Raw genomic sequence first — 19,651 nt, forward strand, 5'->3', positions numbered from 1 at the left:
CGCGACGGCCGGCGCGCCGACGCGGCCGCGCGCGCCGAGGCAGCCGCACGGCTGACCGGCCCGTCCGCGTCGCAGCGCCCGCACGAGCAGCAGCGCGAAGGCCGCCATCAGCGCCGCGGCGGCGTACGCGGCGGGCGCGCTGCCGAGCGCGACAGCGACAGCGAGCGCGGCCTCGACGACGATCGCCGCCGCCCACGCGAGCGTGCGAGCGCGTGACGTCGCGAGGCCGTGGGTGGCGAGCGCCGCCTGCGCGGCGGCCGGATGGGCGAGCTTCGCCCCGGCGCTCGCGAGCAGGACGAGCGCGAGCAGAGCATTGGCGACCGAGGCGAGCATTGCGGGCGACATCACAGCAGCGGGCGGCGCCGGCCGCAAGCGACGAAGGCGCGCGCCCACGCCCCGCGCGGCGCCCGACCCCGCCCGCCCTACCCCGCGAAGCGGTAGCCGACGCCCGGATCGGTGCGGATGTAGCGCGGTCTGCCGGCCGGCTCGATCTTGTGGCGCAGGTTGGCGATGTGGGTCCGCAGCGTGCGGATGTCGTCGCCGTAGGCCGGTCCCCACACCTCGGTCAGCAGCGCGCGGTGGGTCAGCAGCCGGCCGCGATTGCGCGCCAGCACGCGCAGCAGGTCGTACTCGATCGGCGTCAGGTGAACCTCGTCGCCGTCGCGCCGGACGACGCGGCGCGCGAGGTCCAGCTCGAGGCCGTCGACGGCGATCGTCGGCTCGTCGGCGTTGCGGCCGGCGCGGCGCAGCGCCGCCGCCAGCCGCGCGACCAGCTCGCGCGCGCCGAACGGCTTCGTCACGTAGTCGTCGGCGCCGGCCTCGAGCGCGCGCACCTTCTGCTCCTCCTCGCCGACCGCCGACAGCACGAGGATCGGCATCTCGCTCCACGAGCGCAGCTGCCGCGTCACCTCGATCCCGTCGCCGTCGGGCAGCACGAGGTCGACGATCGCGGCGTCGGGCGGCCGCGTCGCGGCGGCGTCGAGCGCCTCCTCCGCCGTGGCGACGGTGATCGGCTCGTAGCCGGCGTCGCGCAGGATCACGCGCAGCGCGCGCAGGATCTGCAGCTCGTCGTCGACGACGAGGATGCGGCCGCTCATCGCCCGGCTCCGGTCGGCTCCAGCGCCGGCGCGCCGCGTTCAGCCGGCGCGTCACCGAGTGGGAGCTCGACCACGAACGTCGTCCCCTGCCCCGGCAGCGACTCGGCCCACACGCGCCCGCCGTTGGCCTCGACGAAGCCGCGCACGACCGCCAGCCCGAGCCCGGAGCCGACGTGGCCGTCGCCGCGCACGTCCGGGGCGCGGTAGAACGGCTCGAAGACCCGCTCCAGCTCGCGCCCGTGGATCCCGGGGCCGCGATCGACGATGCGGATCAGCAGGCGATGGCCGACCGCCCGCGCGCGCACCGCGACCGGATGGTCGCCGCCGTAGCGGGCGGCGTTCTCCAGCAGGTTGGCGAAGGCCCGTTCGAGCTGCGCGGCGTCGGCGCGCACGAGCGGCAGGTCGCGGTCGATTCCGACGTTGAAGCCGGCCGCGTGCGGGGTCTCGTCGATCGCGACGCGCAGCACCTCCTCGACCGAGACCCAGTCCGGTCGCGGGGCGGCCGCGCCGCCCTGGAGGCGGGAGAGGTCGAGCAGCTTGTCGACCAGGCGCGAGAGCCGCTGCGCCTCGCCGGTGACGGCGGCGGCCAGCTCGTCCCGCTCGGCGTCGGTCAGCGATGGCGAGGAGAGCGCTTCGCCGGCCGTCGCGATCGCGGTCAGCGGCGAGCGCAGGTCGTGCGAGACGGCGCGCAGCAGCGCAGTCTTGAGGTCGTCGCCGCGTCGCAGCGCCTGCGACTCGACGACCTCATGCTGGAGCGCCTCGCGGTCGAGCGCGACGCCGAGCAGCGTCTCGAGGCTCGGCACGACCCGCTCGCGCAGGCGCTCGTCGGCGTCGGCGGGGGGCGGCTCGGCGAGGCGCAGCGCGCCGAGCGGGCTGCCGTCGGCGGCGTGCAGCGGGAGGAGCGGAGAGTTTTGGTCGCTGAGCGACGAAAACTCTCCGCTGCTCGCCGCGGCCGCCGCACCTTCCAACTCGATCGTCGCGCCCGGCGCGAGGTCGAGCGCACGCGTCAGACGCTCGGCGGCGGCGGGCAGCGCGGCGCGCACATCGCTGCCGCCGAGCAGCAGCCGTGCCAGCTCGGCCGCGAGGTCGGCCTCGCGGCGGCGCAGGACCGCCTCGCGGGTGCGCGCGCGGGCGACCTCGGCGAGCGTCGAGGCGATCGCGGCGGCGACGAGGAAGACGGCCAGCGCGACCCAGTTCTGCGGGTCGCTGACGGTGAAGCGGCCGGTCGGCGGGATGTGGAACCAGTTGAACGCGAGCGCGCTGGCGACGGCGGTGCCGAGGCCGACCCAGAGCCCGAACCAGGTCGCCACGAGCAGCACCGCGAGCAGGTAGATGACGCCGGTCGAGACGGCGGGGACGATCTCCCGCAGCGGGAAGATCAGCGCCGTCGTGACGACGACGGCGAACGCCCCGGCGGCGACGCCGGTGGCAGCCGACGGGCGACTGTCGCGCAGCAGCAGCGATGAGGTCCGGGACAGCACGGTGCCGTGAGAGTAGCCCTCGCGTACGCCGGATTGGTCGGACCGCACGACGCTCGTCGAACCGTTCGTGACAGCATCGGCGCCGTGCTCCTCGTCGTCGTGACCGTCGTGCTCGCCGTCACGGCGGGCGTCGTGATCGAGCGGCGGCTCGGCGGAGCGTCGGCGCAGAGGCTGCGAGGGCGGATCGTGCAGCTGATGCTGTTCGTGCTGATGCCGTTCGTCTCGTACGTCTCGATCGCACGGCTGCACCTGACGGCGAACGTCGGCATAGGGATCGCGCTGGCGCTCGTGCTGCTGTGCGTGATGACGGCGCTGATGTTTCTGCTCGCGCGCGGCCCGCTCGGGCTCGACAAGCCGTCGACCGGCGCCGCGATGGTCTGCACGATCCAGGCGAACACGGGCTTCTTCGGCCTGCCGCTGTGCGCCGCGCTGTTCTCGGAGGCCGAGTTCTCGCAGGCGGTCGCCTACGACGTGCTCGTCTCCGCCCCCGCGTTCGTGTTCGTGTTCGGCAGCTACACGATCGGCGCGCTGCTCGGGACGGCGGGCGAGGACAAGCACCTCGGTCGTCACACGCTCACCACGCTGCTGAAGAACCCCGTCCTCTACGCGCTCGCGATCGCGCTGGCGGTACCGGAGTCGTGGGCGCCGGATGCGCTCGTCTTCCCCTCGAAGCTGGCCGTCTACCTGCTGCTGCCGCTCGGCTTCATCGTCGTCGGCATAACGCTCGCCAACGAGGCCGACGAGGGTGCGCTGCGCGTCCCGCCGCCGCTGACGCGCGCCGTCGCCGCCGTGATCGCGCTGCGGATGGCGCTGATGCCGCTGATCGTGCTGGCCGTCTCGCTCTTCATCGTGAGACTGCCGGCGACCTATCCGCTGCTGGCGGCGATGCCGTCGGGCGTCAACACGGTTCTCGTCGCCCATCAGACCGGCCTCAACCTGCGCCTCGCCGCCGACGCCACCACCTGGACGAGCGCGATCGCCGTGACGGCCACGCTCGCGGTCGCGCTGGCACTCGCCTTCGGCATCCTCTGACGCCCCACGCCACGCGACCGCGCTCGCAGGGCTAGGATTCAGCGATCCCGGGGGCGTAGTGCTAACGGGAACACGCCGCCTTTGCAAGGCGGAGTTGGGGGTTCGATTCCCCCCGCCTCCATCGGCATCAGATCGACGCGTCCGAAGGCCCCCGCCCAGGGGGTCTTCGCGTATCCGAGGTCATGTTCGGCATCAGCGCGCCGGCCAGCGCGCCTCGAACCGCGTGAAGCGCCGTGCCTGCTCGCGCAGCAGCCGGCGCTTCGTGCCCGCGTCGGCGAACGAATGGCGCAGCGAGTCGATCGCGATCCGCTTCAGCTGCCGGTAGCCGAGATCGTGGTCGAGCACCGCCTGCTCGTACTGCTCGGTCAGATCGGTGCGCGAGACGCCCTCGTCGTCGGTCGCCAACGCGACCGGCACGCCGTGGCGGAGGTAGAAGCGCAGCGGGTGCCGGCGGCCGAAGACGCCGAGGATCTGGCGGTTGGAGGTCAGCGGCACCTCGACCAGCACGTCGCGTCTGGCCAGCTCGCGCGCGAGTCCGACCGGGTCGCGCTCCCAGCGGATGTCGACGCCATGGCCGATCCGCTCGGCCTGCCCGACCTCGACCGCAGCGCGGATGTGGAAGCGCAGGTCGGCCGGCGGCGCGATCCCCGGCGCCAGCTCGCCGGCGTGAAGCGTGACGTGGCCCTGTGGGTAGAGGCCGCGCAGGTACTGGAGCATGCGCATCTGCAGGCGGTAGTCGCGCAGCGCGACGACGTCGTCCTCGGGCTGCACGAGGTTGACGCTGACCCAGCGCGGATCGTCGCGCATCAGCTCGAAGGCGAGCAGCAGTTGCGCGAAGACGCGCGCCGGCGGCGTCGCGCGCGAGACCTGGACCGAGTAGCGCACGGCCGGGTCCGCGGACGGGTCGGCGGCGCGCTCCTGCACGACCAGCTGGTCGAGCTCGGTGCGCGCTCTCGGCAGGATCGCGCGCAGACCGGCGTCGAGCATCGACTGGCGCAGCGCGGCGAAGTCGCGCGTGAACGGGACCGCCTGCGACAGCGCGCGCGTGTCGGAGGAGCGCGGCGTCACCAGCACCTCGAGGTACTGGACGTTCTGCGAGCGAGCGCGACGGGTGACAGTCGCCAGCGCCTCGCCGACCCGGTCACCGAGCGTCGCGCCGAACTTGCCGAAGGTCGCGAAGAAGTGGTCGTGCCCGTCCTCGCCGGCCGGGAAGCCCTTCATCGACCAGGCGCCGATCAGGTCGCTCTGGAAGCCGTTGTCGGCGAGCGCGTCGAGCAGCGGCCGCTGGCCCGGCAGGCACGGGGCGGGGCTGGCGACGAAGGTGACGGTGTCGGCGCAGCCGCCGGCGCGGGCGCCGAGCCGCAGCAGCGTCTCGGCGTAGACGGCGCCGGAGAGGTGCATGTGCAGATCGCCGCCCTTCGGCAGCGCGCGCAGGAACGGCCCCAGGCGCGCGGGCTGGTCGCGGAAGCGCTCCAGCGCCCGTGCGGCGCCAGCCTCGTCGGCGCGGGCAGCGGGCGCGACGAGCAGCGCGGCAAGCAGGGCGAGGGCGGCGACGAGCGCGCAGGCGCTGCGCGGGAGGCGACGCGCGGCGCTGCGACGGAGGCGGGTCGTGGGGACGGCGGCGAAGGTGGCGGGCATCGCTCCCGTCATCGGCCTCGCGGTGCCGAGGCTTGACCAGCGGCGCGCCGGCGGGTGTCGCGGCCGGAGGACGGCGCGGCCGCGGCCTTCGCGCGCTCAGCGCCGTGCCGGCACGCTCACACGGTCGACCGTCACGCCCTGCTCCTCGTCGGCGATCTGGAAGCTCTGGTCGACGTAGATCGTCTTCGGCACGCCCCTGGCGCCGTACGTCGCGGTGAGGCGCGCGACGTCGCCGTCGATCGCGTCCTGCACGCGGGTGAAGAGGCGCGGGACGGTCGCGTAGCGGCGCAGGTGCGTCGGGATCGAGCCGACCGGCTTGCCGCGGCGGACGACGATCGTGCGCGGTCTGCGAATCGTGTCGGGACAGAAGCAGCTGACGCGCACGCGGAAGCTGTAGGAGCGCGCGCCGAGGGCGGCCCATCGCTCACGCGCCGCATCCAGCCTGCGCTGGGCGCTGCCATCTCTGATCGACGGATCGGCCGGGCCGGGGCTGACCGGCGTGATCGCGGTCGCGGGGGCGACGGCGAACATGGCGACCACGGCCGCCGCGACGAACGCAGCGCACAGCCCGGCCACGGCGGCGGGTCGGAAACGACGCTCTCTGATCATCTGGGTGCCTGCCTTCCGTAGCGGATGACGCTGTCCCACAAGCTACGCGCGAGGGCGGCTTTCATCACGGCGAAGGCGTTTGATGTCCTATGATGCGCCGATGGCCCAACGTCGCCGCGCACCCCATCGAGCCGGCCGGCGCACGACGTTGACGGTCCCGCCGGAGATCCACACCGAAGCTGAGCGGCTGGCAGCTGAGCTGGGCACGACGACCAACGACGCGTTGATCCGACTCGCCGGCGAGGGCGCCGCCGCGCGCGAGCGCCGCGCGCGGATCGCCGAGATCGCCGCCGAGCGCGCCGCCGCGATCGACGAGGTCGGCGGCATCGGCGACGCCGCCGCCTTCCCGTCGCCCGACGACCTGCGCGACGCAATGCTGGCCGGCCGCCGCGACGAGTCCGCATGACCGTCGTCTGGGACACGACGCGCCTCTCGCGTGTCCGCCCCGGCGGAGAGTTGGAGCGGACCTTGCTGGAGCGAGCGCGCGACGACGACCACATCGCGGTCACGGCACCGACGATCATGGAGGTCACGCGCGGGCTCGCATCGCGCACAGGCGACGGCGACGAGCGCTGGCGCGCCGCGCTGCGCTGGTTCGCCGGAATGGCCGCGAGCGGGCTCTTCACGACGCTTCCGCTCGATCGTCAGTCGGCGCTGCTGGCGGGGCGCCTGCGCGCACTCCATCCCACCCCGCCGGCCACCGCGCGCAGACGGTCGGGCACAAAGCCCGAGCAGCGCGCCGGTTGGCTGCTCGACATCCAGATCGCGGCCTGTGCGTGGCGCCACGGCTGCGACGTGGTGACCGACAACGTGCGCGACTTCGAAGCGCTGCGCGACGCGATCGCCACGCTGCACCCGACCCAGTCGCCGCTGGTCGTCAGGGCGCCGTAGCCGGCGCGCCGCGCAGCACGATCCGCACGACGACGCGCGCGGGGCGGGTGGGCGCGGCGAGCGAGAGGAAGTCGCGCACCGCGCCGGCGCGGGCGCAGTAGGGGCAGGCGAGCGCGTCGGCGGGGCCGAGCGAGCGCCCGCCGGGCAGGGCGACCGGCGCGTCGCACTCAGGGCAGGCGAGCGTGCCCTCGCCGAGGCGGGAGGAGCGGGCGAGCCGTCTCTCCTCGTCTCCGGCGACGTGCGCGACGCGATCGGCGCGGAGCGGATCCGAGCCGTCGCTGCTGCGGTGGATGGCCACGGGACGAGTCTAGGCGCCCGCGCGAGCGGCCTGCCAGATCAATCGCTGCAGAACGACCGATAGTTGTGGTAGCAATAGTGCTACCTGAGCGCTACGCTCTGTCCATGGAGACGATCCCGCAGAGAGAACTGCGCAACAGCATCGGCGAGGTGCTGCGACGGGCCGAGGCCGGTGAGCAGTTCACGATCACCGTCGCCGGCCGGCCGGCCGCCCAGCTCGGCCCGGCTCCCCGTCGGCGCTGGGTCGCTGGGCCGCAGCTCCAGCAGATCTGGGAGACCCCCGCTCCCACGACGCTGGCCGAGGACCTGGAGCGGTTCCCGGCCGAGCTGACGGATCCGTTCGCCTGAGCGCAACGTCATGCGCGTCCTCTTCGATACCTCAGTGCTGATCGCCGCGAACGGCCCGGACGGACTCGAGGGCGGGATCAGCGCCGCATCCCTCGCCGAGCTGCACTTCGGCGTGCTCGCCACGCGCGACGAAGACGAGCGGGCCCGTCGCGCCCAGCGCCTCGGCGTCGTCGAGGCGACGTTCGACCCGTTCCCGATCGATGCCGCGGTCGCGCGCGAATGGGGGCGGCTCTCGGCAGCGGTCGTCGCCCGCGGCGCCCAGCCGCGACGGCGCGCGATCGACCTCGCGATCGCCGCGACGGCGAACGTGCACAAGGTCCCGCTGCTGACCCACAACACGCGTGACTTCGCCGTGATCGCCGACCTCCTCGACGTCCGCGCACCCTGACCAGCCGCACAGGACCAGCGCGGCAGACGGCGAACCAGGACCCTCAAGCTTCGCGCGTCGCAACCGATGCGCATGGAGGGGGTGGCAACCAGGCCACGCCCACCGAACGAACCCCGGTTGGAGGAACTGCCTCGTGTTGAAGGGAATCATTCGCGTCGCGCTCGTCGCGAGCCTGATGGCCGTGTTCGCGCTGCCCGCCGCGACCGCCTCGGCGGCGACCAGATGTCCGGCCACCTTCCAGGTGCTGCACAACGACCGGATCGGCGCGATGTCGCTGCCGGCCGGCGCCTACTACGTGACGGTCAACAAGCTCACCTGCGCGCAGGCCTCGACCCTGTTCGCCGACTTCCTGCAGGACTACGACGGCGACCTGCCCTACCCGTGGCGCCTCAACGCCTCGGCGAAGAGCTTCACCAACGGCAGCAGCAGTTTCTCCGTCAAGCTCGCCGCCCCCTCCCCGCCGGCGCCCCCGACGCCGCCGAACGGCGGCTCGACGACCTGCGGCGGCAGCTTCAGCGTCCTGCACAACGACCGCATCGGTTCGGTCTCGCTGCCGCGGGGCCAGTACACGATCGCGATCCAGCGCGGCCTCACCTGCGCGCAGGCGTCGGCCCAGTTCGCGCAGTTCCTCGACATGCCCCGCGGCGTCCCGGCGCCGTGGACGATCACCGGCTCGACCGGCAAGGCCAGCTTCCAGGACAACATGGGCGGCTTCGCCTTCACGGCGACCCGGAACAGCTCGAACACCGGTGGCGGCGGGCGCTCGGCCTACGTCTGCGGCACGTTCAGAGTGATGCACAACGACCACATCGGCAGCCTCTACGTGCCGAAGGGCACCTACGAGATCACCCTGCCGGTCGGCTCGGCGATGAGCTGCACCGCCGCGACGAGACAGTTCGACGCCTTCCTCGACGCGGAGGCGCTGCCGCGGCCGTGGGTCCTCAACGCCGCCAACGCGACCTTCTCGCGCGGCGCCGGCTCGGCGCAGACGTTCGGCATCGACCCGATCAGCGGCTCGATCCGCTGACGCGACTGAAGCGCTGACGCATCCGGGCGCGCGGCCACGCCGCGCGCCCGGCTGGCGACACACCGGGGCGCGCGGCGACCAGCCGCGCGCCCCGGTAGCCTGCCGCCGGCGTGCTGTACCGCCTCCTCTTCAAGCACCTGCTGACGCGGCTCGACGCCGAGCGCGCCCACCACCTCGGCGCGCGCGTGCTGGTGCTGCTGAGCGCGATCGCCCCGCTGCGAGCGCTGACGCGCCGACTGCTGCGGCCGGCCGATCCCGCCCTGCGCACGCATGCGCTCGGCCTCACCTTCCCCAGCCCGCTCGGCGTCGCCGCCGGCTTCGACAAGGACGGCCGCACCTTCGACGGGCTCGCCGCGCTCGGCTTCGGCTTCGTCGAGGTCGGCACCGTCACCGCGCAGGGCCAGCCCGGCAACGAGCGCCCGCGGATCTTCCGCCTCCCGCGCGACCGCGCGATGGTCAACCGGATGGGCTTCCCGAACCCCGGCGCCGCCGCCGTCCGCCCGCGCCTGCAACGTCGCCGCCGCGGCGACGGCGACGTCGTCGCGATCAACGTCGGCAAGACGAGAGCGATCGGCGACGAGCAGATCGACGCCGACTACCGCGCCTCGGTGCGCGCACTGGCACCGCTGGCGGACTTCCTCGTCCTCAACGTCAGCTCGCCGAACACGCCCGGCCTGCGCGACCTGCAGTCGACCGAGCGCCTCCAGACGCTGATCGAGGCGGTCCAGGACGAGCTGAGCGCACATGCGATCAGGCTGCCGCTCCTGGTCAAGATCGCCCCCGACCTCGCCGACGAGGACATCGACGCGATCGCCGACCTCGCGCTCGCGCGTCAGCTCGACGGCCTGATCGCGACGAACACGACGATCGGCCGCGACGGCCTCGCCACGCCCGCTCACGAGGTCGAGCAGATCGGCTTCGGCGGCCTCTCCGGCGCGCCGCTCAAACAGCGCTCACTGGAAGTGCTGCGGCGCCTGCGCGCCCGCACCGGCGACGAGCTGACGCTGATCTCCGTCGGCGGGATCGAGAGCGCCGACGACGCGTGGGCGCGGATCGAGGCCGGCGCGACGCTCGTGCAGGCGTACACGGGCTTCATCTATGGCGGCCCGCTGTGGCCGCGCGCGATCAACCGCGGCCTCGCCGCGCGCGTCCGCGCCGCCGGCCTGAGCAGCGTGCAGGACGCGGTCGGCCGCGCCGCGCGGGTCTGAGACGCGCCGCCCGGCGCCCGCGCCGCGCACCGGAGCCCCGCCGCTCACGCCCGCGGCGTCTCCGCCGCCCCGCGCACGTCCGCGAGCACGCTCTTCGCCTGCTGGTCGACGAACTGCGTGAAGAGCTGCTGCGCATAGCCGAAGACGAGCGCCCACGCGAGGATCTGCGCCGGTGAGTCGAGCGCGCTGAGGCCGGGCACGAAGCCGCCGCGCAGCAGCAGGATCCCCAGCACCGCCGTCAGCATCCCGGTCGGCAGCTTCAGCACCGCAAGCGCGACGGGCAGCGCGAACGGCGTCGCGGTGCCGTCGATTCTGCGCAGCGACACAGCGGCCGCGACCGCCGCCGCGATCAGGCCGATCAGCTGCACGAGCGGGATGTCGCCGGGCTTGGTCGCCTTGCGCAGCACGATCTCCTGAGCGGCCGCCGTCGACGAGCTGCCACCCGGGATCGTGACCTCCCGGATCGGGCAGACGACCGCGATGTCGTCGGGCACGAAGCAGAGCGGTATCGCGTCGTCGGCGCTCAGGCCGACGGCCATCACGCCGAGCGCCAGCACCGTCAGCACGAACGTCGTCACGCCGATCACGTTGCGGAAGCTGCGCACGCGCGCGATCTCGCGCCGCGCCTGGCGGCCGGCGTCACGGACGGCCGCCGCGACCATGTCGCCGTCGGCCTGCGTGAACGGCGCTCTCGATCGCGCCAGCTCCTCCATCTGCTGCAGGCGCTCGTCGCCGGCCGGCAGGTGACGGCGGACGATCGCCACCAGCGTCGGCATGATCGCCTGCTCGTAGCTGAGCGGCGCGAGCCGCAGGATCAGCGTCTCAGTCGCCTCGATGTGGTTGTAGGCGCGTTCGACGTCGACCCCGTCGATCCCGGCCATCCAGCGCTGGCGCCGGGTCCGGCGCGCGTCCCGCGTCGCCGCCAACTCGGCCTCGTCGAGATGTCTGCCGATGCCGTCGAGCAGCAGGCGGGTGCTCTCCGCGGAGGCCTCCGGCGGGCCCTGCCGCGTGGCCAGCCACGCGGCGAGCGTGCGCAGCTCGTCGATGTGCGCCAGCGCCACCTCGCGCCATGACTTCGTCGGCGTGCGCGCGTGGCGCTCCTCGTCCGACAGTCTGCGCCTGATGCCCATCGCAGCACCTCGGTCCATTTCACCCTGGTCAGAGCGAAATATCGCTTATCGGTGCATCAGGCGGGCGCCAATCACGCCGGCCGCTCAGCCCTCCAGCACGTAGACCGCCCGCACCGCGAGCGCGTTGGGCGCCAGGCGGGCGCCGCGCGCGGCCGGGCGGCCGGCGGCGTCGAGCAGCACGCGGCGACCGACGCGCATGCCGATCTCGGCGACGGTCGCCTCGAAGTCGCGCAGCGTGCAGAGGTGGATGTTCGGCGTGTCGTGCCACTGGTACGGCAGCGCCGGGCTGATCGGCATGCGGCCGGAGCGGGCGAGGTCGAAGCGGACCCGCCAGTGCGCGAAGTTCGGCAGCGAGACGACGCGCCGGGGCGCGACGCGGCGCATTTCGCGCAGCACCTCGATCGGCCGCCGCGTCGCCTGCAGCGTCAGCGACAGCACCGCGCAGTCGAAGGCGCCGGAGTCCAGCCGCGGCAGCTCCGCCTCGAGGTCGCCGTGGGTGACGGGGACGCCGCGCGCGACGCAGGCGTGGAAGCGCTCGTCGTCGCGCTCGACGCCGACGCCCTCGCACTGCTGCCGCGTGATCAGCGCCTCCAGCAGCGCGCCGTCGCCGCAGCCGAGGTCGACGACCCGCACGCCGCGGCCGACGAGCCGCGCGACGACGTCGAGGTCAGCGCGCACGAGCGGCCGCCAGCCGGTCGAGGAAGCCCGCCACCGTGCGGTGGTACTCGGGCACCGGGAAGAGGAACGAGTCGTGGCCGTGCGGCGCGCTCAGCTCGCGGAAGGTGACGCGCGCGCCGGCGCCGCGCAGCACGTCGGCGATCTCGCGCGCGTGCTCGGTCGAGAAGCGCCAGTCGGAGTCGAACGACAGCACCAGATAGCTCGTGCCGCCGCCCTCCGCGGCGCGCCCGGCGGCGACCTGCCGGCCGACGTAGGCGGGGTCGGCGAACGGGTCGAAGTAGTCCATCACGCGCGTCATGTAGAGGTAGGTGTTCGCGTCGAAGCGCTCGACGAACGACTGCCCCTGGTGGGCGAGGTACGACTCGACCTCGAAGTCGACGTCGAAGCCGAAGCGGGGCTCGACGGCGTCCTGGATGCGGCGGCCGAACTTCTGCCGCATCGACTCCTCCGAGAGGTACGTGATGTGGCCGATCATCCGCGCCAGCGCGAGCCCGCGATCGGGCCGGCCCGCTCTGCCGGCCTCGTAGTAGTCGCCGCCGGCGAAGTCGGGATCGCGCATGATCGCCTCGCGCGCGACCGCGCTGAAGGCGATGTTCTGCGCTGAGAGCCGCGCTGAGGAGGCGACCACGAGCGCACCGCCGACCTCGCCGGGATGGTCGAGCGACCACTGCAGCGCCTGCATCCCGCCGAGCGAGCCGCCGATCGCCGCCAGCAGCCTGCTGACGCCGAGCTGCCGCAGCAGCGCGCGGTGCGTCTCGACGAGATCGCGCACCGCCAGCAGCGGGAAGCGCAGGCCGTACGGTCTGCCGGTCGCGAGGTCGGTCGAGCCCGGCCCGGTCGTGCCCTTGCAGCCGCCGAGCACGTTGGCGCAGACGACGAAGAAGCGGTCGGTGTCGAGCGGACGGCCGGGGCCGACGATGTTGTCCCACCAGCCGGGCCGGCGGTCGCCGTCGTGGTAGCCGGCCGCGTGCGCGTCGCCCGACAGCGCATGGCAGACGAAGACCGCGTTGCCGCCGTCCTCAGCGAGCGTGCCGTACGTCTCGTAGGCGACCTCGACGTGCGTCAGCCGCGCCCCGGATTCGAGCACCAGCGGACGGTCGTCGTCGAAGACGACCGCCCGCTGCGTCTCGACCCGTCCGATCCCGTCGGACACGGTCCCCAGACCTGTGCGCCGCGCTACGCCGCCGCGCTCGCGCGAACCTTCGCGAGAGCTTGGTCGATGTCGGCGACGATGTCGTCGATGTGCTCGATCCCGACCGACAGGCGGACGAGGTCCTGCGGCACGCCGGCCGCGTCGAGCTCGCCGTCGTCGAGCTGCGAGTGCGTCGTCGTCGCCGGGTGGATCGCGAGCGACTTCGCGTCGCCGATGTTGGCGAGGTGCGAGAACAGCTGCAGCGCGCCGATGAAGTCGCGCCCGGCTTCGCGGCCGCCTTCGATCCCGAACGTCACGAGCGCGCCGGAGCCGCCCGACAGGATCCGCTGGCCGACCTCGTAGTAGTCGCTGCTCTCCAGCCCCGGGTAGTTGACCCAGGTGACGCCGGCGTGCGACTGCAGGTGCCTCGCGACGGCGAGCGCGTTCTCGCTGTGGCGCTCGATCCGCAGCGGCAGCGTCTCCAGCCCCTGCAGCAGCAGGAAGGCGTTGAACGGCGACAGCGCCGCGCCGGTGTTGCGCAGCAGCACGGTGCGGACGCGGCCGATGTAGGCGGCCGGGCCGAGCGCGTCGGACCAGACGACGCCGTGGTAAGACGGGTCGGGCTGCGTCAGGCCCGGGAAGCGCTCGCCGTGCGCGACCCAGTCGAATCTGCCGGAGTCGACGATCACGCCGCCGATCGTCGTGCCGTGACCGCCGATGAACTTCGTCGCCGAGTGCACCGCGACGTCGGCGCCGTGGTCGAAGACGCGGCTCAGCACCGGCGTCGGGACGGTGTTGTCGATGATCAGCGGCAGCCCCTGCGCGTGCGCGGCGTCGGCCCACGCTCTGACGTCGACGACGTTCAGGCGCGGGTTGCCGACCGTCTCGCCGAAGACCAGCCGCGTGCGCTCGTCGACGAGATCGGCGAGCGCCTCCGGCTGGTCAGGATCGACGAAGCGGACCTCGACGCCGTACTGCGGCAGCGTGTGCGCGAAGAGGTTGTACGTGCCGCCGTAGAGCGTCGAGAGCGCGACGATGTTGTCGCCCGAGCGCGCGATGTTGAGGACCGAGTAGGTCACCGCCGCCTGGCCGGAGGCGAGCGCCAGCGCCGCGACGCCGCCCTCGAGCGCCGCGACGCGCTCCTCCAGCACCGACCAGGTCGGGTTCATGATGCGCGTGTAGATGTTGCCCGGCACGGCCAGCGCGAAGAGGTCCTGCGCGTGCTGCGCGTCGTCGAAGACGTACGACGTCGTCTGGTAGATCGGGACGGCGCGCGCGTTGGTCGTCGGATCCGGCTGCTGGCCCGTGTGAAGCGCGACGGTCTCGGGTCGCACGTAAGGCTGCTGCTCGCTCATGGGTCTCCTCGCTGCAGTCGCTGGGATCAGTGCCGGGGGTCCCGAGAGTCTGCCATGCCGCGCTCGGGTAGGCTGGCCGCCCATGGCGCCGAGGACGGTGGAGTCCAAGGGACTGAAGAAGGACGCGATCGGCTTCGTCGACGCGCTCGTGATCGGGCTCGCCTCGACCGCGCCGGCTTACTCGCTGGCGGCCGTGATCGGGCTGATCGTGCTCGACGCCGGCGTGCAGGCGCCGGCGGTGCTGATCGCCTCGTTCGTGCCGATGTTCTTCATCGCCGCGGCCTTCTACTACATGGACCGCGCCGACCCCGACTGCGGCACGACCTTCTCGTGGGTGACGCGCACGCTCGGGCCGTACGTCGGCTGGATGGGCGGCTGGGCGATCACGATGACCGGCGTGCTCGTCGTCGGCTCGCTCGCCGACGTCGCCGCGCGCTACGCCTTCCTGCTCGTCGGCTGGGACGCCGCGGCCGAGTCGAAGTGGGCCGTGATCGCCTTTGCCGTCTGCCTCATAGCGATCATGACGTGGGTCTGCGTGATCGGCACGGAGGCGTCGGCGACGTTGCAGCGGGTGCTGATCTTCGGCCAGGTCGCGGGGCTGCTGCTGTTCGCCGTCGTCGCGCTCGGCAAGGTCTTCTTCGGCGGCGCGCCCGCGACCTCGGTCGACCCGCAGCTGTCGTGGCTGTCGCCGTTCGCGGTCGACTCGCTCAGCGTGCTGACCGTCGGCATGCTCACCGGCGTCTTCATCTACTGGGGCTGGGAGTCGGCCGTCAACCTGACCGAGGAGACGAGGGGCGACGGCGCCGCCTCGGGCCTCGCCGGCGTCCTGAGCACGGTGATCCTGCTCGTCACCTACATCGTCACGACGGTCGCCTGCGTCGCCTACGCCGGCCCGAGACTGCTGACCGAGTTCGCCGACGACGAGGGGATCTTCTCGACGCTCGCCGCCGACGTGCTCGGCTCGCCGCTCGACAAGCTGGTCGTGCTGGCGATCCTCACCTCGGCGCTGGCCTCGACGCAGACGACGATCCTGCCGGCGTCGCGCACGACGCTGTCGATGGCGCGCGCCGACGCGATGCCGGCCGCCTTCGGCCGGATCCACCCGCGCTACCTGACGCCGCACGTCTCGACGATCGTGATCGGCGTCGTCGCGACCGTCTGGTACGTCGGCGTCAGCGCCTTCTCGGAGAACTTCCTCTTCGACACGCTGACGGCGCTGGCGCTGATGATCGCCTTCTACTACGCGCTGACCGGCATCGCCTGCGTGATCCACTACCGCCGCGAGCTGACGAGATCGGTCAGAGCGTTCCTCTTCATCGGCGTCGCCCCGGCGATCGGCGCGCTCGTGCTCGGCTACCTGTGGGTGAAGGCGACGATCGACTACGCCGACCCGGAGACCTCCTACACCGGCTCGGCGATCTTCGGGATCGGGCTGCCGACGGTGATCGGGATCGGCTTCCTGCTGCTCGGCGTCGTCTTCATGGCGCTGTGGCGGCTCGGCGGCCACCGCGACTTCTTCGGCCGCCCGAGCTTCGAGGCGGTCGATCCCGACGTGGCGGCCGGGCGGGTCGTGCTGGAGGAGGACACGGCGGGGGCGGGGACGGCGTGAGCGAGCCGCGCGCGCTCGTCGTCGGCTTCGACGACTCCGACGGCGCCCGCGCCGCGCTGCACGCCGCGATCGAGCTGGCGCGCGAGCTCGGCGACCGGCTCGTGATCGTCTTCGGCTACGAGCCGCCGGGCCGTGCCGGCGAGGAGCACGGCGCCGCCGTCGCCGCCGCGCGCGAACTGGGCGAGCGCGTCACGCGCCATGCGCTCGCGCGTGCCGAGGTCGAGCGTGTGCCGGCCGAGGTCGTGCTCGTCGAGCAGCGGCCGGTCGACGCGCTGCTGTCGCAGGCGCGCGTCCGCGACGCGCGCATGATCGTCATCGGCTCCGCGCGCGAACATCCCTTCAAGGGCGCGCTCGTCGGCTCGACCCCGCACCGCCTGCTGCACCTCGCCGACCGGCCGGTGCTGGCGGTGCCCGCCGGCCCGATCTGAGCGCGGCGCTCAGCGGATCAGGTTGATCTCGGGGTGGGTCGCCAGCAGTGTCTGCGTGAAGACGTAGTTGACGACGCCTATCGAGAGGAAGACCATCACGATCGCCTGGTTGACCGCGCGCCCGACGCCGGCCGCGCCGCCGCTGACGGTCATGCCCTTGTAGCAGCATATGATCGCCGTCACGCCGCCGAAGATCGTGCACTTGACGAGCGATCCCCACAGGTCGGTCGTCGACGAGCTGGTCCAGAAGGTCGCGAAGAACGGCTCGACGCGGGCGCCGTTGACCCACGTCGCGACCATGCCGCCGGTGACGCCGAAGACGATCGCGAAGACGTCGAACAGCGCCGTGATCGAGATCAGCGCGAGGAAGCGCGGGACGACGAGGTTCTTGACCGGGTCGACGCCGAGCACCTGCAGCGCGTCGAGCTCCTCGCGGATCTTGCGCGCGCCGAGGTCGGCCGTGATCGCGGTGCCGGCCGCGCCGGCGACGACGATCGCGCAGATGAACGGCGCGAACTCGCGCACGACGGCGAGCATGAAGAGGCCGCCCATGCGGTCGAGCGCGCCGAAGAGCGTGAGGAAGTTCGCGGCCTGCAGGCCCGGCACCGCGTAGGCGACGCAGGCCATCGTGACGACGAGCGGCAGGAAGCACGCCTTCAGCGCGAACATGAACTGCGAGACGAACTCGTCGCCGTACGGATACGGCGGCCGGACGGCCGCGACGATCGTCTTGCCGGTGAGGATGACGAGGTCGCCAACCTCCTCGAACGGCTCGCGGAGGCGCGGCGCGATCGCGCGCGGTGTCATGTTGGCGGGGAGGACGCTCATCGCTTCCTAACACACTGGACGACGGTGCGACCCTAACCGGTCTCGCATGCCCCGCGCGCCGCTTCCCTCCTGCCGTGTCCTGCGCGCCTAGCGGAACAGCTCGTTCGCCTCGCGATAGGTGAGCGTGCCGGCGACCATCAGCTCCGAGCCGCCGGTCTCCAGCACCTCCAGCGCGATCCGCCCGGCGAGGTCGAGCACCGCGCGCACCGGCCCCGAGCCGACGCTGAGCCGCTTCACGCCGATCCGTTCGAGCGCGTCGAGCGGCGGCGTCTGCGGCGAGGCGAGCACGTTGACCGGCACCGGCAGCGCCCGCACGAGCGCGGCGATCTCCTCCGCGTCGCTGACCCCGGGGACGAAGATCCCGTCAGCGCCGGCCTCGACGTAGTCGAGCGCGCGACTGAGCGCCAGCTCGAAGCGATCCTCCGGCGGCCCGAGCGCGAGCCAGTAGACGTCGGTGCGGGCGTTGAGGAACAGCCGCAGGCCGGCCTCCTCGCCGGCCGCGCGCGCCGCCCGCAGCCGCTCGGCCTGGTCGACGGCGTCGCGCAGCCTCGCGCCGCCCTCGGGCGCCGCGTCCTCGAGGTTGACGCCGACGGCGCCGGCCGCCAGCAGCTCCGCGACCGTGTCGGCGACGTCGGCGGGGGTCGCGCCGTAGCCGGCCTCGGCGTCGGCGCTGAGCGGCACGTCGACGGCCGCCGCCATCCGCGCGGTCGCCTCGACCAGCTCGGCGCGCGTGAGCCGTTCGCCGTCGGGACGGCCGAGCGCGTAGGCGATCCCGGCGCTGGTCGTGCCGATCGCCATGCAGCCGGCCTGCTCGAAGACGCGCGCGCTGCCGGCGTCCCACGCGTTCAGCAGCGCCAGGACGGTCGGCTCGCGATGGAGGGCGTGGAACCGCTCGGCCCGCACGGCCTGGGAATGGCGCTCCATCTTCGGGAGCGTACCGCTGCGCTGACCTGCGGTGCGCGCCGTCGCGACGAACTGCTCAAGTCCTTCCCCGGCGAGACGATCATCGCGAGCATGAACCTGCCACTCGTCAGCGTCCTCGTCACCGCGCACGACGATGCCACGCGGCTCGCCGCGACGCTCGACGACGTGCTCGCGCAGGACTACCCACAGCACGCGATCGAGCTGATCGTCGTCGACGACGGCTCGCGCGACGAGACTCCCGAGGTGCTGGAGGAGTACCGCCAGTGCTTCCCGCAGCGGCTGCGCGTGCTGCGCCAGTCGCAGGCCGGCCCGGCCGCCGCGCTCGAACGCGCGCTGGCGGAGGCGCACGGGGAGCTGCTCGCGCCGCTCGCCGCCGGCGACCGCTGGCCGCGCGGCCGCCTGCGCGCCCAGGTCGCGCTGCTGGAGCGCCGTCCCGAGGTCGGCCTCGTCTACTCGCAGCTGCTGCCGCGCGGCGGCGAGGATCCGACCGCGCCGGCGCTGTGGCCGGCCGAGCTGGAGATCGACCCGCCGCGCGGGCGCCCCGCCGGGCGGCTGCTGCGCGAGGAGTCGATCGCGCCGTCGTCGCTGCTGGTGCGCGCCTCGCTGCGCGACCAGCTGGCGCCGATCCCGCACGAGCTGCCGCGTCCAGGCTGGTGGCTGACCGTGCGTGCCGCCGCCGTCACCGACGTCGAGTGGCTGCCGGAGTCGCCGGCCGCCCCGGCCGCTCCCGGCACGCCGGCCGGCGTCCCCCGCCCCGCCTGCCGCGTCGCGCGGCTGCGCGAGCAGCTCGCCTTCCAGCGCTGGTTCCTGCGCCGCACGACCTCCGAGTCGCCGTTCGTCGACGACCTGCCCGAGATCTGGCGCGCCTTCTCCGGTGGCGCGCGCAAGCTGCTGCTGACCGCCGACGACCCGTTCGCCGAGCTGGTCGCGGTCAGCGACGCCGACCGCGCCGACGCCCGCCGCATCCTCGCCGACGCGCGCGAGGCGCTGGAGCGCGGCGACACGCGTCCGGGGATAGCGCTCGCCGTCCGCGCGGCCGCGACCGACCCGTGGTGCGAGCCGGCCCGCGGGCTGCTGGCCGAGGCGATCGCGGCACGGCCGCGGCGCGCCGCGACCGACCCGCTCGCCGGCGCGCGGCGGTTCGTGACGCTCGCCTTCGCCGACGAGCTGCTGCGCGACTGCGACCTGCTGCGCGCCTACGTGCGCCACTTCGACGGTCACGCCGACGCGACGCTCGCGATCGACGCCAGCACGCTGACGCCGGCCGCCGCGGAGCTGCAGCTGAGCCGGCTCGTGCACGAGCACGGGCTCGACGGCAGCGGCGGCGCCCACGTGATGGCGGTGCTCGGCCCGATCGACGCGGCGGTGCGCGAGCGCCTGCCGGCCGGTGTCGACGCGCTGCTGACGGCGGCGCCGAGGCCGGCTCCCGCCGCGCCGGCGTACGACGGCGACAGCGTCGCCGCGCTGCGAGCGTTCGCCGCGCGCGCGTCGGCGGCGTAGCGCCGCTTCGGCGGCGCGGCGCGCCGGTGCGCGCCACGGCGCGATTCCGCC

At 73.5% G+C, this 19,651-nt stretch carries 22 protein-coding genes and 1 tRNA gene; 11 read left to right on the forward strand and 12 right to left on the reverse strand.

Annotated features, from left to right (window positions below; translation table 11 throughout):
• From R7226_RS12030 to R7226_RS12040, 3 genes are all read right to left on the reverse strand, one after another.
• Positions 1-333 (reverse strand): MauE/DoxX family redox-associated membrane protein (locus tag R7226_RS12030; RefSeq protein ID WP_318597405.1); only part of this gene is annotated, 333 nt, incomplete at its 3' end.
• An 89-nt stretch (positions 334-422) separates the two neighbouring features.
• The gene (locus tag R7226_RS12035; protein ID WP_318597406.1) at positions 423-1,097 is read right to left on the reverse strand and encodes a response regulator transcription factor; all 675 of its coding nucleotides are present in this window, start codon (positions 1,095-1,097) and stop codon (positions 423-425) included.
• Positions 1,094-2,578, reverse strand: a complete 1,485-nt coding sequence (locus R7226_RS12040) for a sensor histidine kinase (protein WP_318597407.1) — start codon at positions 2,576-2,578, stop codon at positions 1,094-1,096. The genes R7226_RS12035 and R7226_RS12040 overlap by 4 nt, the downstream gene beginning before the upstream one ends.
• A gap of 84 nt (positions 2,579-2,662) precedes the next feature.
• Here R7226_RS12040 and R7226_RS12045 point away from each other — a divergent pair, with 84 nt between their 5' ends.
• Both R7226_RS12045 and R7226_RS12050 read left to right on the forward strand, forming a co-directional pair.
• On the forward strand, positions 2,663-3,610 hold the full coding sequence (locus tag R7226_RS12045; protein ID WP_318597408.1) for an AEC family transporter: 948 nt from the start codon (positions 2,663-2,665) through the stop codon (positions 3,608-3,610).
• A 49-nt stretch (positions 3,611-3,659) separates the two neighbouring features.
• Positions 3,660-3,731: transfer RNA gene (locus tag R7226_RS12050), tRNA-Ala, on the forward strand.
• A gap of 71 nt (positions 3,732-3,802) precedes the next feature.
• Here the strand turns inward: R7226_RS12050 and R7226_RS12055 are convergent.
• Positions 3,803-5,248: an adenosine deaminase family protein gene (locus R7226_RS12055; protein WP_318597409.1), complete on the reverse strand. Its 1,446-nt coding sequence runs from the start codon at positions 5,246-5,248 to the stop codon at positions 3,803-3,805.
• A gap of 96 nt (positions 5,249-5,344) precedes the next feature.
• Complete coding sequence (locus tag R7226_RS12060) at positions 5,345-5,779, reverse strand: DUF6174 domain-containing protein (protein ID WP_318597410.1); 435 nt, start codon at positions 5,777-5,779, stop codon at positions 5,345-5,347.
• Between the two features lie 178 nt (positions 5,780-5,957).
• Between R7226_RS12060 and R7226_RS12065 the strand changes: the two genes are divergently transcribed.
• Both R7226_RS12065 and R7226_RS12070 read left to right on the forward strand, forming a co-directional pair.
• On the forward strand, positions 5,958-6,263 hold the full coding sequence (locus tag R7226_RS12065) for a hypothetical protein (RefSeq protein WP_318597411.1): 306 nt from the start codon (positions 5,958-5,960) through the stop codon (positions 6,261-6,263).
• Positions 6,260-6,748, forward strand: coding sequence for a type II toxin-antitoxin system VapC family toxin (locus R7226_RS12070; RefSeq protein WP_318597412.1), 489 nt, complete (start codon positions 6,260-6,262; stop codon positions 6,746-6,748). The genes R7226_RS12065 and R7226_RS12070 overlap by 4 nt, the downstream gene beginning before the upstream one ends.
• On the opposite strand, the gene R7226_RS12075 is transcribed toward R7226_RS12070, so the two are convergent.
• Positions 6,735-7,046, reverse strand: coding sequence for a hypothetical protein (locus R7226_RS12075; protein ID WP_318597413.1), 312 nt, complete (start codon positions 7,044-7,046; stop codon positions 6,735-6,737). The two genes, R7226_RS12070 and R7226_RS12075, sit on opposite strands and share 14 nt — an antisense overlap.
• Before the next feature lie 104 nt (positions 7,047-7,150).
• Here R7226_RS12075 and R7226_RS12080 point away from each other — a divergent pair, with 104 nt between their 5' ends.
• The 4 genes from R7226_RS12080 (at position 7,151) to R7226_RS12095 (ending at position 10,016) form a co-directional block, all read left to right on the forward strand.
• A complete protein-coding gene (locus R7226_RS12080; protein ID WP_318597414.1) occupies positions 7,151-7,393 on the forward strand; it encodes a type II toxin-antitoxin system Phd/YefM family antitoxin in 243 nt (80 codons plus the stop codon).
• Positions 7,394-7,403: 10 nt separating this feature from the next.
• Positions 7,404-7,781: a PIN domain-containing protein gene (locus R7226_RS12085; protein ID WP_318597415.1), complete on the forward strand. Its 378-nt coding sequence runs from the start codon at positions 7,404-7,406 to the stop codon at positions 7,779-7,781.
• Between the two features lie 133 nt (positions 7,782-7,914).
• Positions 7,915-8,808 (forward strand): hypothetical protein, encoded by an 894-nt coding sequence (locus tag R7226_RS12090; protein WP_318597416.1) that lies wholly within the window; start codon positions 7,915-7,917, stop codon positions 8,806-8,808.
• Between the two features lie 110 nt (positions 8,809-8,918).
• Positions 8,919-10,016 carry a quinone-dependent dihydroorotate dehydrogenase gene (locus R7226_RS12095; protein ID WP_318597417.1) on the forward strand — a complete coding sequence of 366 codons (1,098 nt, stop codon included), beginning with the start codon at positions 8,919-8,921 and terminating at the stop codon, positions 10,014-10,016.
• 44 nt (positions 10,017-10,060) lie between these two features.
• Here the strand turns inward: R7226_RS12095 and R7226_RS12100 are convergent, their stop codons facing one another.
• The 4 genes from R7226_RS12100 to R7226_RS12115 form a co-directional block, all read right to left on the reverse strand.
• Positions 10,061-11,146: a hypothetical protein gene (locus R7226_RS12100; RefSeq protein ID WP_318597418.1), complete on the reverse strand. Its 1,086-nt coding sequence runs from the start codon at positions 11,144-11,146 to the stop codon at positions 10,061-10,063.
• 84 nt (positions 11,147-11,230) lie between these two features.
• Complete coding sequence (metW, locus tag R7226_RS12105) at positions 11,231-11,824, reverse strand: methionine biosynthesis protein MetW (RefSeq protein ID WP_318597419.1); 594 nt, start codon at positions 11,822-11,824, stop codon at positions 11,231-11,233.
• On the reverse strand, positions 11,814-12,977 hold the full coding sequence (gene metX / locus R7226_RS12110; protein ID WP_318597420.1) for a homoserine O-acetyltransferase MetX: 1,164 nt from the start codon (positions 12,975-12,977) through the stop codon (positions 11,814-11,816). The genes metW and metX overlap by 11 nt, the downstream gene beginning before the upstream one ends.
• Positions 12,978-13,000: 23 nt before the next feature.
• Entirely contained in the window at positions 13,001-14,311 is a 1,311-nt protein-coding gene (locus tag R7226_RS12115) for an O-acetylhomoserine aminocarboxypropyltransferase/cysteine synthase family protein (RefSeq protein ID WP_318597421.1), read from the reverse strand.
• A gap of 82 nt (positions 14,312-14,393) precedes the next feature.
• Here R7226_RS12115 and R7226_RS12120 point away from each other — a divergent pair, with 82 nt between their 5' ends.
• Both R7226_RS12120 and R7226_RS12125 read left to right on the forward strand, forming a co-directional pair.
• A complete protein-coding gene (locus tag R7226_RS12120; RefSeq protein ID WP_318597422.1) occupies positions 14,394-15,920 on the forward strand; it encodes an APC family permease in 1,527 nt (508 codons plus the stop codon).
• Positions 15,917-16,348, forward strand: a complete 432-nt coding sequence (locus R7226_RS12125) for a universal stress protein (protein WP_318597423.1) — start codon at positions 15,917-15,919, stop codon at positions 16,346-16,348. Before R7226_RS12120 ends, R7226_RS12125 begins: the two co-directional genes overlap by 4 nt.
• A 9-nt stretch (positions 16,349-16,357) precedes the next feature.
• Here the strand turns inward: R7226_RS12125 and R7226_RS12130 are convergent, their stop codons facing one another.
• On the reverse strand, positions 16,358-17,176 hold the full coding sequence (locus R7226_RS12130; protein ID WP_318597424.1) for an MlaE family ABC transporter permease: 819 nt from the start codon (positions 17,174-17,176) through the stop codon (positions 16,358-16,360).
• Positions 17,177-17,263: 87 nt separating this feature from the next.
• Entirely contained in the window at positions 17,264-18,100 is an 837-nt protein-coding gene (locus tag R7226_RS12135; RefSeq protein ID WP_318597425.1) for an isocitrate lyase/PEP mutase family protein, read from the reverse strand.
• A 90-nt stretch (positions 18,101-18,190) separates the two neighbouring features.
• On the opposite strand from R7226_RS12135, the gene R7226_RS12140 reads away from it, so the two are divergent.
• On the forward strand, positions 18,191-19,600 hold the full coding sequence (locus R7226_RS12140; RefSeq protein WP_318597426.1) for a glycosyltransferase family A protein: 1,410 nt from the start codon (positions 18,191-18,193) through the stop codon (positions 19,598-19,600).
• Positions 19,601-19,651: the final 51 nt, after the last annotated feature.

Origin of the sequence: Conexibacter stalactiti (assembly GCF_033542075.1) — a bacterium.
In the GTDB taxonomy this organism is placed as follows: Bacteria; Actinomycetota; Thermoleophilia; order Solirubrobacterales; family Solirubrobacteraceae; genus Conexibacter; species Conexibacter stalactiti.